Annotated in this window: 20 protein-coding genes; 12 read left to right on the top strand and 8 right to left on the bottom strand. The window is 67.3% G+C overall.

Going from position 1 to position 20,816, the window contains the following annotated elements; translation table 11 throughout:
• Positions 1-66 precede the first annotated feature (66 nt).
• From fabG to gmk, 6 genes are all read left to right on the top strand, one after another.
• On the top strand, positions 67-807 hold the full coding sequence (fabG, locus tag ACQY9P_RS18755; protein WP_421737717.1) for a 3-oxoacyl-[acyl-carrier-protein] reductase: 741 nt from the start codon (positions 67-69) through the stop codon (positions 805-807).
• A 141-nt stretch (positions 808-948) separates the two neighbouring features.
• Positions 949-1,188, top strand: a complete 240-nt coding sequence (locus ACQY9P_RS18750; RefSeq protein ID WP_007672577.1) for an acyl carrier protein — start codon at positions 949-951, stop codon at positions 1,186-1,188.
• Between the two features lie 167 nt (positions 1,189-1,355).
• Positions 1,356-2,636 (top strand): beta-ketoacyl-ACP synthase II, encoded by a 1,281-nt coding sequence (fabF, locus tag ACQY9P_RS18745; RefSeq protein WP_421737718.1) that lies wholly within the window; start codon positions 1,356-1,358, stop codon positions 2,634-2,636.
• Positions 2,637-2,707: 71 nt separating this feature from the next.
• Positions 2,708-3,718 carry an endolytic transglycosylase MltG gene (gene mltG, locus ACQY9P_RS18740; RefSeq protein WP_421738297.1) on the top strand — a complete coding sequence of 337 codons (1,011 nt, stop codon included), beginning with the start codon at positions 2,708-2,710 and terminating at the stop codon, positions 3,716-3,718.
• A gap of 1 nt (position 3,719) precedes the next feature.
• Positions 3,720-4,601, top strand: a complete 882-nt coding sequence (locus tag ACQY9P_RS18735; RefSeq protein ID WP_421737719.1) for a YicC/YloC family endoribonuclease — start codon at positions 3,720-3,722, stop codon at positions 4,599-4,601.
• Positions 4,594-5,238 carry a guanylate kinase gene (gene gmk, locus ACQY9P_RS18730; protein ID WP_421737720.1) on the top strand — a complete coding sequence of 215 codons (645 nt, stop codon included), beginning with the start codon at positions 4,594-4,596 and terminating at the stop codon, positions 5,236-5,238. Before ACQY9P_RS18735 ends, gmk begins: the two co-directional genes overlap by 8 nt.
• A gap of 9 nt (positions 5,239-5,247) precedes the next feature.
• Here the strand turns inward: gmk and rsmA are convergent, their stop codons facing one another.
• From rsmA to lptF, 6 genes are all read right to left on the bottom strand, one after another.
• Positions 5,248-6,069, bottom strand: a complete 822-nt coding sequence (gene rsmA, locus ACQY9P_RS18725) for a 16S rRNA (adenine(1518)-N(6)/adenine(1519)-N(6))-dimethyltransferase RsmA (RefSeq protein WP_421737721.1) — start codon at positions 6,067-6,069, stop codon at positions 5,248-5,250.
• 23 nt (positions 6,070-6,092) lie between these two features.
• Positions 6,093-7,097 (bottom strand): 4-hydroxythreonine-4-phosphate dehydrogenase PdxA, encoded by a 1,005-nt coding sequence (gene pdxA / locus ACQY9P_RS18720; RefSeq protein ID WP_421737722.1) that lies wholly within the window; start codon positions 7,095-7,097, stop codon positions 6,093-6,095.
• Positions 7,094-8,431, bottom strand: coding sequence for a peptidylprolyl isomerase (locus ACQY9P_RS18715; RefSeq protein WP_421737723.1), 1,338 nt, complete (start codon positions 8,429-8,431; stop codon positions 7,094-7,096). The genes pdxA and ACQY9P_RS18715 overlap by 4 nt, the downstream gene beginning before the upstream one ends.
• Positions 8,432-8,527: 96 nt before the next feature.
• Positions 8,528-10,879, bottom strand: a complete 2,352-nt coding sequence (locus ACQY9P_RS18710) for an LPS-assembly protein LptD (RefSeq protein ID WP_421737724.1) — start codon at positions 10,877-10,879, stop codon at positions 8,528-8,530.
• Positions 10,880-10,901: 22 nt separating this feature from the next.
• Positions 10,902-12,008, bottom strand: a complete 1,107-nt coding sequence (lptG, locus tag ACQY9P_RS18705) for an LPS export ABC transporter permease LptG (protein WP_421737725.1) — start codon at positions 12,006-12,008, stop codon at positions 10,902-10,904.
• Positions 12,005-13,153, bottom strand: coding sequence for an LPS export ABC transporter permease LptF (gene lptF / locus ACQY9P_RS18700; RefSeq protein WP_421737726.1), 1,149 nt, complete (start codon positions 13,151-13,153; stop codon positions 12,005-12,007). The genes lptG and lptF overlap by 4 nt, the downstream gene beginning before the upstream one ends.
• 246 nt (positions 13,154-13,399) lie before the next feature.
• Between lptF and ACQY9P_RS18695 the strand changes: the two genes are divergently transcribed.
• Genes ACQY9P_RS18695 through ACQY9P_RS18680 form a run of 4 tightly spaced genes read left to right on the top strand, consistent with a single transcriptional unit; the run spans position 13,400 to position 16,033 of the window.
• Positions 13,400-14,881 (top strand): leucyl aminopeptidase, encoded by a 1,482-nt coding sequence (locus ACQY9P_RS18695; RefSeq protein WP_421737727.1) that lies wholly within the window; start codon positions 13,400-13,402, stop codon positions 14,879-14,881.
• A 5-nt stretch (positions 14,882-14,886) separates the two neighbouring features.
• Positions 14,887-15,348 (top strand): DNA polymerase III subunit chi, encoded by a 462-nt coding sequence (locus ACQY9P_RS18690; RefSeq protein WP_421738298.1) that lies wholly within the window; start codon positions 14,887-14,889, stop codon positions 15,346-15,348.
• Positions 15,345-15,683 carry a peptidase inhibitor I78 gene (locus ACQY9P_RS18685; protein WP_421737728.1) on the top strand — a complete coding sequence of 113 codons (339 nt, stop codon included), beginning with the start codon at positions 15,345-15,347 and terminating at the stop codon, positions 15,681-15,683. The genes ACQY9P_RS18690 and ACQY9P_RS18685 overlap by 4 nt, the downstream gene beginning before the upstream one ends.
• Complete coding sequence (locus ACQY9P_RS18680; protein ID WP_421737729.1) at positions 15,674-16,033, top strand: c-type cytochrome; 360 nt, start codon at positions 15,674-15,676, stop codon at positions 16,031-16,033. Before ACQY9P_RS18685 ends, ACQY9P_RS18680 begins: the two co-directional genes overlap by 10 nt.
• Positions 16,034-16,079: 46 nt before the next feature.
• Here the strand turns inward: ACQY9P_RS18680 and ACQY9P_RS18675 are convergent, their stop codons facing one another.
• The gene (locus tag ACQY9P_RS18675) at positions 16,080-17,105 is read right to left on the bottom strand and encodes an IMCp domain-containing protein (protein ID WP_421737730.1); all 1,026 of its coding nucleotides are present in this window, start codon (positions 17,103-17,105) and stop codon (positions 16,080-16,082) included.
• A 69-nt stretch (positions 17,106-17,174) separates the two neighbouring features.
• Entirely contained in the window at positions 17,175-19,046 is a 1,872-nt protein-coding gene (locus ACQY9P_RS18670) for an ABC-F family ATP-binding cassette domain-containing protein (RefSeq protein WP_421737731.1), read from the bottom strand.
• 96 nt (positions 19,047-19,142) lie between these two features.
• Here ACQY9P_RS18670 and ndk point away from each other — a divergent pair, with 96 nt between their 5' ends.
• Together ndk and ACQY9P_RS18660 are read left to right on the top strand one after the other, a co-directional pair.
• Positions 19,143-19,562, top strand: a complete 420-nt coding sequence (gene ndk, locus ACQY9P_RS18665) for a nucleoside-diphosphate kinase (protein WP_421737732.1) — start codon at positions 19,143-19,145, stop codon at positions 19,560-19,562.
• Between the two features lie 165 nt (positions 19,563-19,727).
• Positions 19,728-20,798: a sensor histidine kinase gene (locus tag ACQY9P_RS18660; RefSeq protein WP_421737733.1), complete on the top strand. Its 1,071-nt coding sequence runs from the start codon at positions 19,728-19,730 to the stop codon at positions 20,796-20,798.
• The last annotated feature ends 18 nt before the right edge of the window (positions 20,799-20,816 follow it).

Genomic DNA, 20,816 nt, shown 5'->3' with positions numbered 1-20,816 from the left:
GCGCCGGCGCGTCCGGCGATCCCGGCTCTCCGGTCGGGATGACAATCTGGATTGGGAGACCCAACCATGTTCGATCTCACCGGCAAGACCGCCCTCGTCACCGGCGCCACGGGCGGCATCGGCGGGGCCATCGCCAAGGCCCTGCACGACCAGGGCGCCCACGTGGTGCTCTCCGGCACCCGCGAATCAGCCCTGGCCGAGCTGAAGGCTCAGTTCGGCGAGCGCGTTTCGACCGTGGCCGCCAATCTTTCCGACGCTGAAGCCGTCGACGGTCTGGTCGCCAAGGCCGAGGAGGCCGCCGGCGCGCCACTCGACATCGTGATCGCCAATGCCGGCATCACCCGCGACGGTCTGATCGTGCGGATGAAAGACGAGGACTGGGACACCGTTATCAAGGTCAATCTTGAAGGCTATTTCCGCCTCGCCCGCGCGGCCGCCAAGGGCATGATGAAGCGCCGCTCTGGCCGCATCATCGGCATCACCTCGGTGGTGGGCGTCACGGGCAATGCCGGGCAGACCAACTATGCGGCCTCGAAGGCCGGAATGATCGGGTTTTCCAAGGCCTTGGCCCAGGAACTGGCCAGCCGCAACGTCACCGTCAACTGCGTCGCGCCGGGCTTCATCGCCAGCCCGATGACCGACGCCCTGACCGACGCCCAGAAGGCCGGTATCCTGTCGGGCATTCCGGCTGGTCGTCTGGGCGAAGGCAGCGATATCGCGGCCGCCTGCGTCTACCTCGCCAGCAATGAGGGGGCCTACGTCACCGGCCAGACCTTGCACGTCAACGGCGGCATGGCCATGATCTAGCACCCGCTGTTTTCTTGGTAGGTGACCGGCTGGTCACCTGAAAAGGAACGTGATAGGCGGTGGCCGACAATTCCCGTTAGCGATGAGACCTTTGGTCAAACCGTTGGCGGACAACAGATTCAAAACTGAGGGACTAACAGAATGTCCGACATTCTCGAGCGCGTGCGTAAGATCGTCATCGAGCATCTGGATGCCGATCCCGAGAAGGTTACCGAGAAGGCCAGCTTCATCGATGACCTGGGCGCCGACAGCCTCGACAACGTCGAGCTGGTGATGGCGTTCGAAGAAGAGTTCGACATCGAAATTCCGGACGACGCCGCCGAGCACATCCAGACGGTTGGCGACGCCGTGAAGTTCATCACGGAAAAGACCGGCGCCTAACGGCACCGTTCGCCTTTTGCGAACAGGTCTTCAACCGCCGCGCAGCACGGGCTCTTGCCATCGTGCGCGCGGCGGTTTTCGTATGTGGCCGAGAGTCGCGGCTGGGGGGCGTGGGATTCGTCGATTCATCCCCACATGTTTGCGACTACGAAGGTTAGGAGTGATCCATGCGTAGAGTTGTCGTCACCGGACTTGGCCTGCTGACCCCCCTGGGTCAGGGCGTCGAGGTTTCCTGGAAGAACATTCTCGCCGGCAAGTCCGGCGCCAATCGGATCTCGGCCTTCGACCCGACCGACTATGCCTGCAAGGTGGCCTGCGAGGTTCCGCGCGTCGATGGACGCGGCGGCGGCGGCCCTGACGTCGAGGGCGCGTTCAATCCCGACCTGACCATGAGCCCGCGCGACCAGAAGCGCGTGGACGACTTCATCCTGTACGGAATCGCCGCGGCCGATGAAGCCATCAAGGATTCGGGCTGGGTCCCGGAAACCGAGGAAGACCGGTATCGCACCGGCGTGATCCTCGGATCAGGTATCGGCGGCCTGTCCACCATCGCCGACACGGCGCTCGAGCTGGAAGCCCGGGGGCCGCGCAAGGTCAGCCCGTTCTTCATCTCCTCGGCGCTGATCAACCTGATCTCGGGTCAGGTCTCCATCCGCTATGGCTTCAAGGGCCCCAACCACTCGGTGGTCACCGCCTGCGCCACGGGCGCGCACGCCATCGGCGACGCGGCCCGACTGATCAAGTACGGCGACGCCGACGTGATGGTGGCCGGCGGCGCCGAGGCGGCCGTCTGCAAGGTCGGCATCGCCGGCTTCATCGCCTGCCGCGCCGTCTCCACCGATTGGAACGACACGCCCGAAAAGGCCTCGCGCCCCTATGACAAGGACCGCGACGGCTTCGTGATGGGCGAGGGCGCCGGCGCCCTGGTTCTGGAAGAGTACGAGCACGCCAAGGCGCGCGGCGCGAAGATCTATGCCGAGGTCGTCGGCTACGGCCTGTCGGGCGACGCCTATCACATCACCGCCCCGGCGGAAGATGGCGACGGCGGCTTCCGCGCCCTCTCGGCCGCCGTGCGCGACGCCGGCCTGCAGCCGTCGGACATCGACTATGTCAACGCCCACGGCACCTCGACCATGGCCGACGGCATCGAGGCCCGGGCCGTTGAGCGCTTCCTGGGCGATCACGCCAAGAACGTGGTGATGTCGTCGACCAAGTCGATGACGGGCCACCTGCTGGGCGCGGCCGGCGCCATCGAGGGCATCTTCTCGATCCTGGCGATCCGCGACCAGATCGCGCCGCCGACCATCAATCTCGACAATCCCGATGTCGAAGTCGCCATGAACCTGGCGCCGAACAAGGCCGTGCCGATGAAGATCGACGTGGCCGTTTCCAACAGCTTCGGCTTCGGCGGCACCAACGCTTCCGTCGTCTTCCGCAAAATCTCGTGAGCCGCAAAGCCGCCCCGCCTCGCAAGGCCCGCAAGCGTGAGTCGGCGTCCATCGGACGTCGACTGATCGCCATGACCTTTTCGGCGGTCGCCACCCTGGCGGTCGTCGGCCTGGTGCTGATCTTTGGCGCGCTGTGGCTCTATCAAGGTCCGGGACCGGCGGCCAAGGCGGGCGATGTCACCACCGTGGTGCTGCGCAAGGGCGCCAGCCTGCCCGAGATCGCCTCCAGCCTCGAGCGGGGCGGCGTGATCCGCTCCTCGTCGATCTTCATGACCGCCGCCCAGATCACCGGCGCGGCGCGATCGCTGAAGGCGGGCGAATACGACTTCAAGAGCCACGCCTCGATGGCGCGGGTCCTCGACGCCATCCGGCATGGCCGGATCGTGCGCCACATGATCACCATTCCCGAGGGCGTCACCTCGGATATGGCGGTGGATATCCTGGAACGCTCGACCGTCCTGACCGGCAGCGCCCCGACCCCGCCGGAGGGCGCGATCCTGCCCGAGACCTATCAGGTCCAGCGTGGCGAGGACCGGGCCGCCGTCCTGCAGCGGATGATGGACGACCGCGATCAGTTGCTCGACGAGCTGTGGCCGCACCGCCAGAAGGGCCTGCCGTTCTCGACCAAGGAAGAGGCCGTCACCCTGGCCTCGATCGTCGAGAAGGAGACGGGCCTGGCGTCGGAGCGTCCGCGCGTCGCCGCCGTGTTCGTCAACCGCCTGCGCACCGGCATGCGCCTGGGCTCCGACCCGACCATCATCTACGGCCTGACCCGTGGACGGCCGCTGGGCCGGGGCATCCTGCTGTCGGAACTGCAACGCCAGACGCCCTACAACACCTATTTCATCGACGGCCTGCCCCCGACGCCGATCGCCAACCCCGGGCGCGCCGCCATCGCCGCCGTGCTCAATCCGCCGGAGACCGGCGATCTCTATTTCGTCGCCGATGGCACCGGCGGTCACGTCTTCGCCCGCACCTATGCCGAGCACGAGGCCAATGTCGCCAAGTGGCGGCAGGTCGAGCGCAGCCGCGCGGCCAAGGCGCCGTCCAAGCCGGCGGTCACGCCGCTGAGCGGAGGCTGAGGTGGCGCTGTCGGGCATGACCGGCTTCGCCCGGGTCGAAGGCGCGCATGGGGCCTGGTCCTGGGCGGTGGAGGCCCGCAGCGTCAACGGCCGCAACCTGGAAACCCGCTTTCGCGGTCCGCCCGGGTTCGAGACCCTGGACCGCGCCGCGCGCGACGGCGCGCAGGCGCGTTTCCAGCGGGGCCAGTTGACGGTCAACCTGCAGGCCAAGCGCGCCGAAGCGACCGGACTGAGTCAGGTCAGCGTTGAGACCCTGGAGCGCTACCTGAAGGCCGGCGCGCCCTATGTCGCCACTGGCATGGTCGCCAAGCCTTCGCTGGATGGCCTGCTGGCCCTTCGCGGCGTCATCGAGGTCCGCGAGGAAGAGGACGACAGCGAAACCCGCGCCGCCCTTGAGGCCGCCATGGCCGCCTCGATCGCCCAGGCGCTGGACGGCCTCAAGGTCGCCCGACTGGAGGAGGGTGCGGCCCTTACACCGGTGCTGAACGGCCAGGTCGATACGATCGAGACCCTGACCACCCAGGCGGGCGCAGAGGCCGCCGGTCAGCCCGCCATCCTGAAGGACCGCTTCGCGCGCCGCATGACCGAGCTTCTGGGCGAGTCCGCCTCGGAGGAGCGCATCGTCCAGGAGGCCGCCGCCATGGCGGTGAAGGCCGATGTCCGCGAGGAGCTGGATCGACTGGTTGGTCATGTGAGCGGAGCCCGAGCCCTGCTGACCGGCGAAGCCGCCGCCGGTCGCCGGCTGGACTTCCTGTCTCAGGAGTTCATGCGCGAATCCAACACGCTGTGCTCGAAATCGGCCCTGAGCAGCTTGACCGCGATCGGTCTGGAGCTGAAAGCCACCATCGAGCAGTTTCGCGAGCAGGTTCAGAACGTTGAATAAGCCTTCCCTTCACAAGACCCGCGGCCTTCTGCTGATGGTCGTGGCCCCGTCGGGCGTCGGCAAGACCTCGCTGACCCGCCGGCTAGTCGCCGACCACAACGACCTGCACCTGTCGATCAGCGCCACCACGCGCGAGCCGCGCCCTGGCGAGCATGACGGCCGCGACTATCACTTCGTCACGCGCGACAAGTTCCAGGAGATGATCGCGGCGGACGCCTTCCTCGAATGGGCCGAGGTCTATGGCAACTTCTACGGCAGCCCCAAGCCGCCGATCATGGAAGCTCTGGACCGCGGCGAGAGCGCGCTGTTCGACATCGACTTCCAGGGGGCGATGAAGGTGCACAAGCAGGCCGGCGCTGACAGCGTGCTGGTCTACATCCTGCCGCCGTCGCTGGCCGAGATGAGCCGTCGCCTGCACGCCCGCAGCCAGGACAGCGAAGAGGTCATCCATCGCCGTCTGTCGCGCGCCAAGGACGAGGTCGCCGCCTGGGAGCAGTTCGACTACGTCATCCTCAACGACGACTTCGACAAGGCCTATGCCGACCTGGCCCACATCTACCATGCGGAACGCCAGAAGCGGGCCCGCAACCCGTGGATCGGGGATCTGGTCGCCGACCTGCTGAAGGAAGAAATCTAGGCTGTCAGCCTAGTTCAGCGTCGCCTTCGCCAAAGCCAGAAACCCGTCGATCGGCACGTTCTCGGCGCGGATGTCGGGGCTGATCCCGGCCTTTTCGCACAGTGCGCCGCCGCCCAGCGCCTTGAGGCTGGAGCGCAGCATCTTGCGGCGCTGGCCGAAGGCGGCGGCGGTCACGCGTTCCAGGGCGGCCAATTCCTGGGGGGGCGGGATCACGGCGCGGGGGATCAGGCGGATGACGGCCGAATTGACCTTGGGCGGCGGCGTGAAGGCGCGGGCCGGCAGGTCCATCACCACCTTGGCCTCGCAGACCGTCTGGGCGATCACGGCCAGGCGGCCATAGGCGTCGTCATTGACGTGGGCGGCGATGCGTTCGGCCACTTCCTTCTGGAACATCAGGGTCATCGACAGCGGCAGGAACGGACCGGTCAGCCAGTTGATCAGCAACTGGGTGCCGACGTTGTAGGGCAGGTTGGCGACCACGTGGGCCGGGACCCCGCCGACGGCCTTTGCCGCATCCACCTTCAGGGCGTCGCCCTGCACGACCTCCAGCCGCTGGTCGGCGGCCTCGGACAGCTCGGCCAGGATCGGCATGAAGCGGCTGTCCATCTCGATGGCGACCACGCGCGCGCCGGTCTCCAGCAGCGCCCGGGTCAGGCCGCCGGGACCGGGGCCCACCTCGACCACCACGTCATCGGGACCGATGCCCGCCAGCCGCGCGATCTTGCGTGTGATGTTGAGGTCCAGCAGGAAGTGCTGACCAAAGCTCTTGCGGGCCAGAAGGTCGTGACGCTCCAGGGCGTCGCGCAGCGGCGGCATGTCGGCCAGGCTCATGGTCTTCAGGTCTCTACAGGAATTCAGGCCGCGCGACGGGCGGCGATCTGGGCCGCCAGCCTGATGGCGGCGATCAGGCTATCGGGTCGGGCAAGCCCGCGTCCAGCGATGTCGAACCCTGTGCCGTGATCGGGCGAGGTGCGCACGATCGGCAGGCCAAGGGTGACGTTCACACCGCCCCAGAAGTCGAGCATCTTGACCGGGATCAGGGCCTGGTCGTGATACATGCACAGCACCCCGTCATAGCGGGCGCGGGCCTCGGCGTGGAACAGAGTGTCGGCGGGGGCGGGGCCCATGACCTCCACACCCAGGTCGCGCAGGGCGCGGGCCGCCGGCTCGATGATCTCGATCTCCTCGCGACCAAGGGCCCCGCTTTCGCCGGCGTGGGGGTTCAGGGCGGCGAGGGCCAGGCGTGGCCGGGCGACGCCGAAGTCACGCTTCAGGGCCTGGGCGGTCACCAGGCCGGCATTGACGATGGCCTCCACCGACAGGGCGGCCGAGACGTCGTTATGCGCCTTGTGGATGGTCACCAGGGTGGCGCGCAGCCCACCGGCCGTCAGCATCATGATCGGGCCGCGCGCGCCATCGTGGACCACGGCCGAGGCCGTCAGTTCCGCCAGGAACTCGGTATGGCCCGGAAACTTGAAGCCGGCGTCGTAGAGGGGCGCCTTGGCGATCGGGGCGGTCACCAGACCCGACACCGCGCCGGACAGGGCCAGACCCGCGCCCGTCTCGATGCAGCGGATGATCTGGGCCGCATGGGCGCTGGACGGTTGTCCGGCGATCACCGGGCTGAGCAGGGGGATATCCAGAACCGGCAGGGCGACCGGGAAGACGTCCAAGGCCTGGGCGGGCCCGGTGACGGTCTTGACCTTGACGCCCGATCCCGCCGAGGCGAGCGAGCGCGCGTCGCCCACCACCATGAAGGGCGGCCCCTCCCAGCGGAGCGCCGCCCAGGCCTTGGCGATGATCTCGGCCCCAATGCCGGCGGGATCACCCGCGCTGAGGGCGAGAGGCGTCAGTTTCACCGGGTTTCGATGGTCGCCGAGTTGCGCAGATCACGAAGGTAGCGCTTCGAGATCAGGGCCAGTTGCTGGCCGCGCAAACGGTTCTCGATCTGGTCGTGCGTCGGGGCGGCGGCGCCGGACTGGCGCTTGCCGCAGACGGCGATCAGGTGAAGGCCCGCGTCGGTGCGAATCGGGTCGGAGACCTGACCCACCTGCAGGGCGGCGGCGGCTTCCTGGAAGGCGGGCGCCAGGTCGGTGATCTCGGCTTCGCCCAGATCGCCCGCGACCAGTCCGTCGACCTTGCCGGCGGTGGCTTCCAGGGTCGCGCAGCTGGTGATCTGCGGCTTGAGGGCCAGCAGGGCCTTGCTGGCGACATCGATCTGGGCCGGCGTGGCGTCGGCGGCCAGCGGATAGGCGACCTGCTTCAGATCGACGAGGGCGGCCTTGGCGCCCGCGCGCTTGTCGCGGAGGTAGATGATGTAGACGCCGTCCTTGACGGGGATCGGACGCGACAGCTGGCCGGGGCGAAGCTGCTCGAGCGCCGCGTCAACCTCGGCCGGCATTTCACCGGGGCTGATCCAGCCCACGTCACCGCCATTGGCGGCCGTGGGAGCAGACGAGAACTGGCGGGCGACGGCCGGGAAGGGCGCGCCCTGCTGCATCTGGGTGACCAGCTGGGTTGCGCCGTTGACCGCCGTTTCCATGCCGCCGACCCGGCTGGCGTCGAGGAACACCTCGCTGACCTGATATTGCGGCTTGCTGGCCGACTCGGCCATGCGGCGCTGGAACGCCTTGATCTGGTCTTCGCCCACCCGAAGGCGGGAGCCGTAGCGGCCGCTGATCCAGTTCTGCCAGCTGCTGTCGATGCGGATCTGGGTGCGGAAGGTCTCGGCGCCGACGCCTTGCGAGGCCAGCTGGGCCAGGAGCTGTGCGCCGGTCATGCTGGCGTTGTTGCCCTTGGCGATGTCGTCGATCTGCTCGTCGACTTCCTTGTCGGTCGAGATGATCGTGATCTTCTGGGCCTTCTCGACGCGCTTCAGCTCCTGCAGCTGGACGTGCTCGTCGATCAGCGAGCGCAGGGCTTCCTGCTCCAGCTGAGGCAGGTTTTCCTCGGTCGGTTGGAGGCCCGAGCTGATCATCAGCAGGCGCATGCGCTGCATCAGGTCATAGCTGGAGATGATGTCGTCGTTGACCACGGCCGCGACGCTTTCCGACAGCGCGTTGGGACGCGGCGCCGGGGCGGCGGCGGGCGCCGCCACCGCGGGAGGGGCCTCCTGAGCGCCGGCGGGCAGGCCGAAGCTAGCCGCGGCCAGGGCGATGATGGAGGCGGCTCCAGCCGCCGCAAAAGTCTTCACGCTACGCGCAGCAGGCCGCATGGATAGTGTCGTTCCTCTAGAGCGGGCATGCCGATCACGCGCGCGTAAAGCCACGCGCGCCGGCGGCGCCGCGGATCAATAGTCGCTGTAACCTGTATCACCCAATGTGGCGAGCGTTAGGCGCAGCACGATGGATTCGTCGGACTTCAGCTTCAGACCGCCCGTGGACACCTGGCTGAAGCGGTCTTCGTTCTGGTAGATCACGTCGATGCGGATGCAGTCGTCGTTGTAGACGACGCCCAGGTCGCGCCGTCGCCAGACGCCGGCCACCACGTCATTCTGGCCATAGGCGGTGAGGCCCCAGCGCTTGGTCAGGTTCAGCTGGCCGCGCATTTCGAAGGTTTCGAGCCGCGAGCCGCTGGCGTCCTGGTTGTCCCGGATATAGCGGATCGAGCCGCTGGCGCGTTCGCGATAGGCGTCCACGCCCGCTTCGATCCGGCGGAACTTGTTGTCGGCCAGATCCGGGGCGTAGCGCGTGCGCACGAAGGCGTTGACGCCGCGGATCGGCGTGACGGTGCCGGTTACGATCCAGTCGGATGACTTGTCCTGCAGGCCCGAACGGCTGGGCAGAACCAGATCCTTGTCGGATCGGAAGCTGCGGCCGAGCAGCAGGCTGGCGCCGCGACCGTCGTCATATTTCACGGTCGCCCGACCGCCGATGTTCAGGCGCTGACCCCCCTCGTAGAGATCGAAGCCGGGTGACTTGTTGGCGCGGAACAGGTTGGTTTCGTCAAACTCGAACGAGGTGCTGTCCTCGTTGTAGAGATAGGTCGTCGCGCCGGACGTCCCGACCACGATCGGCACGCGCGAGCTCTTGGAGCCGGCCGCCACCTGGGCCAGGGGCTCCAGCACCACCGTGCCGCCCTTCAGCGCCTTGAAGAACGGGTAGCTGAAATCGACACCCGTCACGGCCAGGCCACGCGAGTAGCTCTTGCTGTCATTCGCGCCCGGCAGGTCGGACACGCGATAGGCGTCGCCGCGCGCCTGGACGAACGGCGAAAGTCGCATGCCGGACTTCAGGGTGATGTTGGAGCGCCAGTCGGCGTTGATGCTGCCGCGCTGGCTGTCGGCGCCGTCGAGCGCGGCGTTGAACTGCGACTCGGCCCGGGTCAGGACGACGCCCGATCCCTGAACCCGAAGCCGGCCGCCCAGCACAGGGGCATCGGGCTGCCACCGGCCTTCGACCAGAGGACCGATCAGCGGGAAGGCGTCGGTGTTCTCGAAACTAGCCAGACCCGTGACGGCGTCGATGCCCGACACCCGCAGGCCCTGAACCGAAACCGCCGAGACCGACAGGAACGAACTCTTGTCCTGGCGGGTCGTGTAGACCTGCGAGCTGAGACGGCGATCCTCGCTGGTGAACAGGCCGCGCTGGGCATAGACGTCGTTGATATTGTAGTTATCAAACAACAGCTTGTCGGAAGCTCTTTCGGCGCTGAAGCCCCACTTCCACTTGTCGTTGATGTCGAAGGCGCCCTTGGCCAGGATATAGCTGCGGGCCGTAGCCTCGCCGAAGCGTTCGCCCCGGTTGTCGATGTCCTTTTCGTAGGTGAACCCTGCGCGGACCTCGGCGTAGCCGGAATAGAACCGCTTGCGCCAGTTCACGTTCAGGAACGGGTTAACACTCGAATTAATCTGGGGACTTACGACGATGTCCTGAGATGGGGATATCACGTAGAGATAGGGCTGCTGATACGACATGCCCCGGCGCTTGGACGCGCCGAGCTTGGGGGTCAGGAAGCCGGAGCTGCGGGTGGCCTGCGGATCAGGATGCCAGAACACCGGCAGGTACATCAGCGGCGCGCCCCACAGGCGAATGACCGCGTTCTTGTAGTAGACCAGCTGGCGCTGCTTGTCCTGGACCACCCGGTCGGCGGCCACCGACCAGGTCGGCGTCGGCTTCTCGGCGCAGACCTCGCAGGGCGTGTAGATCGCCTGGTTCAGTTCCTGGATGTTCTCGTTGCGACGGATGGCGGACGCGGCGGCGATCTTGACGTTCTTGTCCATGCGCGCCGAGAAGCCCAGCGCGAAGCCCGCCTTGAGGTCCTTGTCCAGCGTCATCTCGTCGGCGAACTGGGCGGTGCCGTCGGCGTTGATCAGCGCCACCTTGCCCTTGGCCGTAATCACGCCGGCCTTGGTGTCGTAGATCACCTCTTCGGCGCGCAGGGTGCGGCCCTGATAGCGGGCCTCGACGTCGCCGCGCGCGGTCAGGGTCTGGGTCTTGTCGTCGCGGATCAGCAGGTCGGATTCGAGATAGTAGCCATCGGTCCCCAGACCGTCGGACGGCGCGGCGGCGACCACCGGGACCGGCGGCACAGCGGTCAGGCTCTGGGCATGCGTGGCGGTGACGCCCAGCACAAGCCAGGCGACGCCGCCGAGCAGCCGCGCGCGCGCGTAAAACGCCGCGCCTTGGCGCTGATCCTTCATGAACAACCTCGGAGCCACGGACTCAACCATCCTCGGTATAGCAAAGCAGGGTGAAGCCCGCCAAAAGCGCGACGAGCGGAGGAGTCCAGGCGGCGATCGCCGGATGCAGAACGTCCGCCTTCGCCAACGCGCTGCAAAGCTCGTTGAAGAAGAAGAACCCAAACCCGAGGGCGACGCCAGAGCCCGCGAGGGCCGTCAGGCCGCCCAGACGCATCAGGCGCAGAGAAAAGGCCGCCGCCAGCACCGACATCGCCGCGAACAGCAGCGGCGTCGCCAGGATCTGGTGGAAGCGCAGGCGGAACGGCGTGGCCGAGAAGCCGGCGTCCTGGGTTCGCTTGATGGTGCCCGGCAGGCGCCAGAAGGCGACGGCCTGGGGCGAGTTGAACCGCTCCGAGGCCGTGCGATCATCGAGATTGGACGGGATCGACAGGCTTTCAGAGCGAATCGCGCCGGCGCCGGGGGTGGCCTCGCGCACGCCGATCAGCCTCCAGAAGCCGGGTTCGAGCCGGGCCTCGTTGGCTTCGATCCGGCGCGAGAAGTCCATCACGCCCTTGCTGTTGAGGGTGTAGACGAACAGGGATACGCCGCGCAGGCGCACCGAGCCGTCGATCTGGTCGCGGGCCCGCGCGTGGATCACGATCTGGGTCTTGTCGTCGCCCTGGCGCAGCCAGGTGCCCTTGGGCGCTTCCTTCAGATAGTTCTCCATCATCGCGTCGCGCGAGACTTCGTACTGTGCGGTCATGGCCGTGCTCAGCGGGTTGAGCAGGGTGACGGTCAGGACGCCGATCACGAAGGCCGCCGCGGCGGCCGGCAGGATGAAGCGCCAGGCCGAAACGCCGGCCGCGCGCATGGCGATCAGCTCGCTGCGGCGATTAAGGCCCACGAAAGCGCCCAGGGTGCCGAACAGGAAGATGAAGGGCGTCAGCACCAGCACGGTGGCCGGCGCCTGCAGGATCGTCAGGTACAGCAGCTGGAAGAAGCTGACATCGGCGCGCGTGCCCACATTGCGGGCGATGTCGACGAAGGCGATCAGCATCACCATCGAGCCCAGCACGGCCAGGGCCGCGCCCAGAGACGCCATTGTCCGCTTCAGGACGTAGCGCTCGACCATGCCGACGCCAAAGCTCATGCGGCGCCTGCCTGGGCGCCGAAGGCGCCGTTCTGGCGACGCCGGCCGATGGCCACGTAGCGCGAAACCTTTTGCCGGAAGATCTGGGACAGGCCCCACCAGGTGGCGGCGATCGGGACCAGATACTGCAGGATGTTGAGCCAGGCGGAGTCGTCGCAGGCGGCCTGGACGCCGAACCCGACGATACGCACCACGCCCGCGGCCGCGGCCACGGCGGCGATGCGCTTGCCATAGCCCATGCGATTGAACGGCCCGCCGATCACGGCCGCCAGGGCCATGGCCATCAGGGCGATGTTGTAGAGCGGTCCCGCGAACCGCGAATGGCCCTCGGCCAGCATCTCGACGCGGTTCTTCTGCTCCCATTCCTGGGTCATGTCGGGCGCGAACAGCTCGTGCGGATAGCGGTCGGCGACCTTGTAGTGCAGCAACTCGTCGCTGCGGAACAGCGAGGACAGGTCGAAGGTGTATTCGTCGAACGAGGTGTATTGCAGCACGCCCGAGCGCGAGAACTGCTGGTTGGACCCCTTGAACATGATCAGCACCGGTACCCCGTGCCGGGTGGCGATCACCGCCTCGCGCGACGAATAGGTCGAGGCGCCGCCGTCCGGGCGTTCCTGGTGGATGAACAGGTTGTGGATCAGGTTGTTGCGGTCGATCGACTGGGCATAGACCGTCAGCCCCGGGCCCGGCTCGGTGAACTCTCCGGGCTGGACCAGGGTGGAGGCCACGTCGGTCTTCACCGCGAAGGCGGTCTCCCGGATCTGGCGCGCGGCCCAGGGCTGCACCCACAGCCCGAGGAACAGCGAGAACAGGGCCGCGAACACCGCCAGTCTTATGGCGGGCGAGATGACCCGCCAGCGGCTCATGCCGCCGGCGAAGCAGACGACGATCTCCTGCTCGGTGTGCAGCCTGTTGAGCGCCACCAGCGCGGCGACGAACAGGGCGATCGGCAGGATGATGTTGAGCAGCTGGGGCAGGGCCAGCGCGATGATCTTGAGGAAAATCAGCGCGCTCTGCCGCTGTTCCACCAGGACGTCGAACTCCGACAGGCTGCGGGCCAGGAGCGCGAGCGCCGCCAGGGCCGCCGTCGCGAAAAGCGTCGGACCCAGCAATTGGCGGAAGAGATAGCGTTCGATCAGGCGCATCGAAAATGGGGTTCGGGCGGGCGGATTCGAAAAGCGAACCCCACGGAAGAGGGGTGTTCTACACGGGCGGTTCCCTCGGGCACAACCGAAGACCGCGAGCGGCGTCTTGCCGGAACTCTTTTCTCGGAGCGAGGGTTGGACTATGCCGCCTGATCAAGGCGAGACGGCCGTCGCGGACGGTCGCGCCGCGAGTCGGTTACCGCCCGCCCGCGACGACACCCCGCCAAGCCCATTCAGGAGCGTGCGATGCGTATCGAGTTCGTCCCCGCCGACATCCAGGCCGGCGCCACCGCGGCGCTCGCGGTTCTCGCCCACGAAGCCGGGGCGCTGTCGCCCGAGGCGCGCGTGGTCGACGAGGCCACGGGCGGCGTTCTCGCCCGCGCCATCGCCGGCGGCCGCTTCATCGGCGCCAAGGGTCAGACCCTGGACCTGATCGCCCCGCACGGGCTGGAAGCCGCCCGCGTCGTCGTGGTCGGCGTCGACGGCGCCGGCGCGGTCGAGCCGGAGGCGGTCGAGACCGCCGCCGCGGCCGCCTATCAGGCCGTGAAGACCACGGGCGTCACCGAGCTGGTCCTGAAGCTGGGCGCCGACGCCGAGACGGCCGCCCGCGCCGCGTTCGGGGTCAAGCTGGCCGCCTACCGCTTCGACAAGTATCGCACCACCGAGAAGGCCGAGAAGAAGCCGTCGGTCACCGTGGTCAAGGTCGCCGCCGCCGATCCGGTCAAGGCCGCCAAGGTGTTCGAAGGCCTGGACGCCCTGGCCGAAGCCATCCTGTTCAGCCGCGACCTCGTCTCCGAGCCGGCCAACATCCTGCACCCCGAGGAATTTGCCGCCCGGGCCAAGAGCCTGGAAAGCCTGGGCCTCGAGGTCGAGATCCTGGGCGAAGCGGCCATGGCCGAGCTGGGCATGGGCAGCCTGCTGGGCGTCGGCCAGGGCAGCGTCCGCGAAAGCCAGCTGGTCATCATGAAGTGGAACGGCGCGGCCGACAAAACCGCCCAGCCCATCGCCTTCGTCGGCAAGGGCGTCACCTTCGACACCGGCGGCATCAGCATCAAGCCTGCCGACGGCATGGAAGACATGAAGTGGGACATGGGCGGCGCGGCCGCCGTGACCGGCGTCATGCACGCCCTGGCCGGCCGCAAGGCCAAGGTCAACGCCATCGGCATCCTGGGCCTGGTCGAGAACATGCCCGACGGCAACGCCCAACGCCCCGGCGATGTGGTCACCTCGATGTCGGGCCAGACCATCGAGGTCATCAACACCGACGCCGAGGGCCGCCTCGTGCTCGCTGACGCCCTCTGGTACTGTCAGGACCGGTTCAAGCCGAAGTTCATGATCGACCTGGCCACCCTGACCGGCGCGATCATCATCTCGCTGGGTCACGACTATGCCGGCCTGTTCAGCAACAATGACGGCCTGTCGGAAAAGCTTCTGGCCGCCGGCAAGGCCGAGCGCGAGAACCTGTGGCGCATGCCGCTGCCGGCCGCCTACGAAAAGCAGATCGAAAGCCCGATCGCCGATATGAAGAACATCGGCGGCCGTCCGGCCGGTTCGATCACGGCCGGTCTGTTCCTGCAGAAGTTCGTCAACGGCACGCCGTGGGCCCACCTGGACATCGCCTCGGTGGCCTGGCGCAAACCCTCGACCGATCCCACCGTGCCGGAGGGGGCCGTGGGCTTTGGCGTGCGGCTGCTCAACCGCCTGGTCGCTGACGCCTACGAAGGCTGATCGACCTGATGTCCGCGCCCTGCGAGGTCTGGTTCTACCATCTGGAGCGGAGCAGCGCCGATCAGGTGCTGCCCGAACTGCTGGAAAAGACCCTGGGGCGCGGCTGGAAGGCGCTGGTGCGGGGGGCGGACGCCGGACGGCTTGAAGCCCTCGACGCCCACCTCTGGACCTATCGCGAGGAAGCCTTTCTGCCGCATGGCCTGGCGACCGAACCCATGGCCGAGCGTCAGCCGGTGCTGCTGACCGTCCAGGCCGACAACCCCGCCGGCCGCGATGCGTTGTTCCTCATCGACGGAGCCGAGCCAGGTGATCTGGCGGGCTTAGCCCGTTGCGTCCTATTGTTCGACGGACGCGACGAGTCGGCCCTGTCCCAGGCGCGCGGGCGCTGGTCTGGCTTCAAGAAGGCCGGCCACCCCGTGTCCTACTGGCGGCAGGGCGCCGAACGCGGATGGGAGAAGCAGGCATGAAGCGGTTGATTTTGCTGGGCGTGGCGCTTGCCGCGACGGTCCTGGCCGTGTCGTGCTCGAGCGCGCCGCCGCCCGCGCCCCTGCCGCCGCCCGAGACGCCGGTCGCTCCGCCGCCCATCGCCATCGCGCCGCCCCAGCCCCACGACCAGTGCGGCATGGAGGACGCCAAGGCCTTTGTCGGCAAGATCCGCACCGATCTGCCCGCGCCGGTTGACCCGACCCGCTGGCGGGTGGCCTGTACGACCTGCCCCGTCACCATGGACTTCCGACCCGATCGGCTGAACATTCTGTTCGACGCCAACACCGGCATCGTCAAGGAAGTGAAATGCGGTTGATCCGTACATTGACGCTGCTGGCCGTCGCGGCCTTCGCGACCGCCGCCGCCGCACAGGACGCCGCGCCCGTGTCGCAAGGGCAGCGCGTCGCCCAGAACGCCTGCGGCGGCTGCCATGCGGTCGCCGGGGGCAAGAGCCCTCTGGCCGACGCTCCGCCGTTCCGGGAGCTGTATCGGCGCTATCCGCCCGGCGGGCTGCGGCAGTTGCTGGACGAGGGGATGCTGCCCGCCACACGGCCGCAGGAGGAGGGGGCTCGCCCCGGCCATCCCCGCATGCCTGAAGCCAAGCTCGACCTCGACGAGGTCGCCGCGCTGACCGCCTATCTTCGCGGACTTGAACCCCGGAAGTGAGGCCGGCGATCGGGTCGGCGCGCGGGGGTTAGCCAGGTAGCGGTCTCTAGTGGCCGCAGCAGCCGCCGGAATGACCGCCGCCGCCATGGCTTCCGCCCCCGACATGAACGCTGGTCGAGGCCGAAGCGCTGGAATGAGCGCTCGATGACGCCGAGGCCGAGCCATACGCTCGGCTCATGCCCCAGGCCGCCGAACCGATGGACTGCTGGCGCGGGATCCAGCCGCCACCGGCGCCATAGCGCGCCGTCGTGCCATACATGTTCAGGCCCGTCATCAGGCCGTCGGACTGACCGGTGAAGGGATTGAGGTCATAGGCCTGACCGTAGCCGTATTGGCCCTGGCTCCAGCGGCTCTCTTCGGCGCTGCTGGAATAGGATTCCGACTCGTAACGGCTCTCGCTGGAGTCAACGACAGCTGAGCCGCCAGAGTATCGCTCGTGATAGCTCGGCTCGCGGTCCACATAGACCTTGCGCTCGATATAGACCGGCCGTTCGACCGGGACCTCGACGCGCCTTTCGATGACACGGTCAATGATCCGGTCCACCGGGCGGTCGATATAGACGGGCCTTTCGACGACCTTGACCACGGGGACCTCGACGCGGCGCTCCACGACGCGGTCGACGGGGCGGTCGACATAGACCGGACGGTCGACGGGAACCCTGACGACCTTTTCGACGATCTTCTCGACCGGGCGATCAACGTACACAGGGCGGTCCACGGGAACGTTGACGATCTTCTCCACGATCTTCTCGACCGGGCGGTCGACATAGACGGGGCGGTCCACCGGAACGTTGACGACCTTCTCGACAATCTTTTCGACGGGGCGGTCGACATAGACCGGGCGATCAACCGGAACCTTGACGATCTTTTCGATATAGACCGGTCGCTCGACGACGCGCTCCACGATCCTGACGGGGGCGGGGCGACGCGAGGGCTTGGGCTTGTGGCGAACCGGCGCAGGATGGCGGAGGCTCGCGGGATAGCCATCGGCCAGCGCCGTCGCCGGCGTGAGCGCGGTCGCGCCGAAGCCCGCCGCCATCGCGCCGATCATCAGGAAGCTCTTGAAGGTCATCACGCCGTACTCGCACTGTTCCGGAAAGGGACTCGGTGCGCGTACGTCGCAAGATCCAGGCCTGAGGCCTTAAGCCTCGGCCGCCGCCAGGTCCTCGGCCAGGCCCATCCAGGTCGCTTCGGCCTCATCGAGCTTCGCCTTGGCCGTCTCGCGGCGCTTGGTCAGCTCCGCCAGCTTGGTGGGGTTCTTGTAGAGCTGCGGATCGGCCAGCTGGGCGTCGAACTCGGCGACCTGACGGGTCGTGCGAGTGACCACCTGCTCGGCCGCTTCGATCTTGCGTTTCAGCGGTTCGATGGCGACGGCTTTGCGCGGCGCCGCCGCGGGCGCTTCGGCCTTGGCCGGCTCACGGGCCACCTGGGTCGGCTTCACCGACTGCTTGGCGCGATCCAGCACGAACTTGGCGTAGTCATCCATGTCGCCGTCGAACGGCTTCACCGTGCCGTCGGCGGCCAGCCACAGGCGGTCGGCCACCAGCTCCATCAGCGAGCGGTCGTGGGTGATCAGGATCACCGCTCCGTCGTAGTCGTTCAGGGCGTCCAGCAGGGCGCGGCGACTGTCGATGTCCAGGTGGTTGGTGGGCTCATCGAGGATGAGCATGTGCGGCGCATCCATCGCCACCATGTTCAGCAGCAGGCGCGCGCGCTCGCCGCCCGACAGGTTGGCGACGGTGGTTTCCTGCTTCTCGAAGCCCAGGCCGAACTGGGCCAGTTTCGAGCGCCGCGAGGATTCCGAGGCGTCCGGCATGGCCCGGCGGATGATTTCCAGCGGGGTGTCGACCGGGTCCATCGCCTCGATCTGGTGCTGGTGGAACCAGCCCACCTTCATCTTGCGGTCGCGATGGAATTCGCCGCTCTGCACGCCCAGGGCGCCGGCGATCATCTTGGCGAAGGTCGACTTTCCGGCGCCGTTGACGCCCAGCAGGCCGATGCGGTCGTCCAGGTCCATGCGCAGGTTGAGGTTCTTGAGGATCGGGCGACCCTCCTCATAACCCACATTGGCTCGTTCCAGCCGGATCAGCGGCGGCGGCAGCGGACGGGGCGGCGAGGGCAGGGTGAAGGGCGCGACGCGCTCCTCGATCGTGGTCGACACCGGCTCCATCTTGGCCAGGCGCTTCATGCGGGACTGAGCCTGGGCCGCCTTGGAGGCCTTGGCCTTGAAGCGATCGACAAAGGACTGCAGGTGGGCGCGCTCGGCGTCCTGCTTGGCCTTGGCGGACAGCTGCAGGCGGGCCTTCTCGGCGCGGCGCTTTTCGAAGTCGTCGTAGCCGCCGGTGTAGAGTTCCAGCTTGCCGCCAGCCAGGTGCAGCATGTGCGTACAGCTGTTGTTGAGCAGTTCGCGGTCGTGGCTGACGATCAGGGCGGTGTGCGGATATTTCTGGAGGCGGGCCTCCAGCCAGAGCGCGCCTTCCAGGTCGAGATAGTTGGTCGGTTCGTCCAGCAGCAGCATGTCGGGCTCGGCGAACAGCGCCGCGGCCAGGGCCACGCGCATCCGCCAGCCGCCGGAGAACTCGGCCATTGGGCGCGCGAGGTCTTCCTGCGAGAAGCCCAGGCCCGACAGGATTTCCGAGGCCTTGGCCGGGGCGGCGTCGGAGTCGATTTCGATCAGGCGGCCCCAGATCTCGCCCATGTCCTCGGGATCGGCCGTTTCCAGACGCGTCAGCAGGTCGTGGCGTTCCTCGTCGGCTTCCAGCACCGTGTCGAGCAGGGACACCGGCGTGGCGGGGTGTTCCTGGTCCACCGAACCGATGCGCGCGGTCTTCGGCAGGCTGATCTCGTCGTCGCCGGCGTGCAGCTGGCCCAGGACCAGCTTGAACAGGGTGGACTTGCCCACGCCGTTACGGCCGATCAGGCCGACCTTGGCGCCCGGCGGCAGGCTGACGCTGGCGTGGTCGAAGAACTTCCGTCCCCAGGCGTTGAAGGTCAGGTCTTTGATCTGAAGCATTTGATTTTGAAGGCACGCGGCGGGTTGGCGGGGAGGAAGCGCCCGGCTATAAGCCCGCAACCTCCCAATTCACAACTTTATGTGTGAGATATCTTCGTGACCGAACGCACCTTCTCGATCATCAAGCCGGACGCGACGCGTCGCAACCTGACCGGCGCCATCAACGCGGTGATCGAGGCCGCCGGCCTTCGCATCGTCGCTCAGCGCCGCGTGCAGCTGACTGAAGCCCAAGCCAAGAAGTTCTACGAAGTGCACGCCGAGCGCCCGTTCTACGGCGAACTCGTCGGCCAGATGACCGCCGAGCCGGTCGTGGTGCAGGTTCTGGAAGGCGACAACGCCGTCCTGAAGTACCGCGAAGTCATGGGCGCCACGAACCCGGAAAACGCCGACGCCGGCACGATCCGCAAGCTGTTCGCCCTGTCGATCGGCGAAAACTCGGTCCACGGTTCGGACAGCCTGGAGAACGCCGCGATCGAGATCGCCCAGTTCTTCACGGACGACCAGATCGTCGGCTAAGGCTTTCCAGCCGGCGAGCCTTGCCGGTCTGAGCTACAAGTCAAGAAGCGGTGCGGCCCATGGCCGCGCCGCTTTTTCATGTCTGCGGCGCTCATTTGGCGTATGCAGGCCCTCTTCCGCTCCCCCGGCGTCGTCTGGAGACCGAAAGGGCGGAGTGCATGCGTCGTGAGCGAAAATAGCGAGCAGGTCGATCAACTGCTCAAGACACCAGACTTGGCAGGCGTTCTGGAGAGTGACGGCTTCCGGCAGTTTCTGGACCAGGTTCCGATCGCCATCGCAGTTTCGGAACTGCATCCGGTCGAGCGCATCGTCTACGCCAACATCGAGTTCGAAAGGCTGAGTGGTCAGACCGGCGTTGACCTCGAGGGCAAGTCGTGGACCGCCCTGCTTGGAAACGCGACCGATGCTGGCGAGGGCGCGCTCAGCGACGCGGTCGTCAATGATCAGGACTATATCGGCGTCTTCTCTTTCCCCAACGACCAGGGTGTGGAGGCGGTCGACGCTTGGTCGAACATCATCCAGGACAACAGCGGCGCTACGGTGTTTCGGATGCTGGCCCTGGTGGGCGCGACCAGTCGGGACGCCGACCGCAGCGAATTCGAGCAGCGTATCCTCGACAAGGATGTCCTGCTCCGTGAACTTCAGCACCGGGTGGCCAACAATCTGCAGATGATCACGGCCTTGATCCGCATCGAGGCGCGCAACGTCCCCGAGGACGCCAAGGACGAGCGCTTCAGCCGGCTTGCCGGGCGGGTCGAGGCCCTGGGCCTGCTGTATCGCTCCCTCTCCGAAGAGGGGCGGGGCGAGACCGTCGATCTGGGCGTCTATCTCAGCGAGATCGCGTCGGCCGTGATGCGCGCCCATGCGGTGGAAGGCATCCACCTCAACCTCCAGGTCGACACCTGGCTGGTCTCGATCAACGTGGCCATGCCCACCGGCCTCGTCGTCAACGAGTTGCTGACCAACGCCCTCAAGCACGCCTTCAAGGGGCGTGATGGCGGTACGATCACGCTTCACAGCCTGGTCGACGAGGAAGGCTGCCGGGTCGTGGTCTCGGACGACGGCGTGGGTCTCAAGCCGGGCGACGCCTGGCCCCGGCCGGGAAAGCTCAGCAACATGATCGTTCAGTCCCTGCGCCAGAACGCCAGCGCCAGGGTCGAGGTCGGCGCGGAGCCGGGCGGCGGCATGCAGGTGACCATCGTCTTCACACGCGCCAACGCCCAGGCGTCCGCGTAGAACGATTTTCGATGACAC

This window comes from Caulobacter sp. (genome assembly GCF_965279145.1).
Classification (GTDB): domain Bacteria; phylum Pseudomonadota; class Alphaproteobacteria; order Caulobacterales; family Caulobacteraceae; genus Caulobacter.
Note: the sequence above shows the minus strand (reverse complement) of the source record. Positions and strands in the feature narration are given on the sequence as shown.

Excerpts from the sequence above, each read along its gene's own strand:
- ACQY9P_RS18685 (WP_421737728.1), top strand. The coding sequence starts at position 15,345 with ATGAAGCGGTTGATTTTGCTGGGCGTGGCGCTTGCCGCGACGGTCCTG.
- fabG (WP_421737717.1), top strand. The coding sequence starts at position 67 with ATGTTCGATCTCACCGGCAAGACCGCCCTCGTCACCGGCGCCACGGGC.
- mltG (WP_421738297.1), top strand. The coding sequence starts at position 2,708 with ATGACCTTTTCGGCGGTCGCCACCCTGGCGGTCGTCGGCCTGGTGCTG.
- lptG (WP_421737725.1), bottom strand. The coding sequence starts at position 12,008 with ATGAGCTTTGGCGTCGGCATGGTCGAGCGCTACGTCCTGAAGCGGACA.
- ACQY9P_RS18670 (WP_421737731.1), bottom strand. The coding sequence starts at position 19,046 with ATGCTTCAGATCAAAGACCTGACCTTCAACGCCTGGGGACGGAAGTTC.
- ACQY9P_RS18750 (WP_007672577.1), top strand. The coding sequence starts at position 949 with ATGTCCGACATTCTCGAGCGCGTGCGTAAGATCGTCATCGAGCATCTG.
- ACQY9P_RS18695 (WP_421737727.1), top strand. The coding sequence starts at position 13,400 with ATGCGTATCGAGTTCGTCCCCGCCGACATCCAGGCCGGCGCCACCGCG.
- fabF (WP_421737718.1), top strand. The coding sequence starts at position 1,356 with ATGCGTAGAGTTGTCGTCACCGGACTTGGCCTGCTGACCCCCCTGGGT.
- ACQY9P_RS18680 (WP_421737729.1), top strand. The coding sequence starts at position 15,674 with ATGCGGTTGATCCGTACATTGACGCTGCTGGCCGTCGCGGCCTTCGCG.
- rsmA (WP_421737721.1), bottom strand. The coding sequence starts at position 6,069 with ATGAGCCTGGCCGACATGCCGCCGCTGCGCGACGCCCTGGAGCGTCAC.
- ACQY9P_RS18675 (WP_421737730.1), bottom strand. The coding sequence starts at position 17,105 with ATGACCTTCAAGAGCTTCCTGATGATCGGCGCGATGGCGGCGGGCTTC.
- lptF (WP_421737726.1), bottom strand. The coding sequence starts at position 13,153 with ATGCGCCTGATCGAACGCTATCTCTTCCGCCAATTGCTGGGTCCGACG.
- ACQY9P_RS18710 (WP_421737724.1), bottom strand. The coding sequence starts at position 10,879 with ATGAAGGATCAGCGCCAAGGCGCGGCGTTTTACGCGCGCGCGCGGCTG.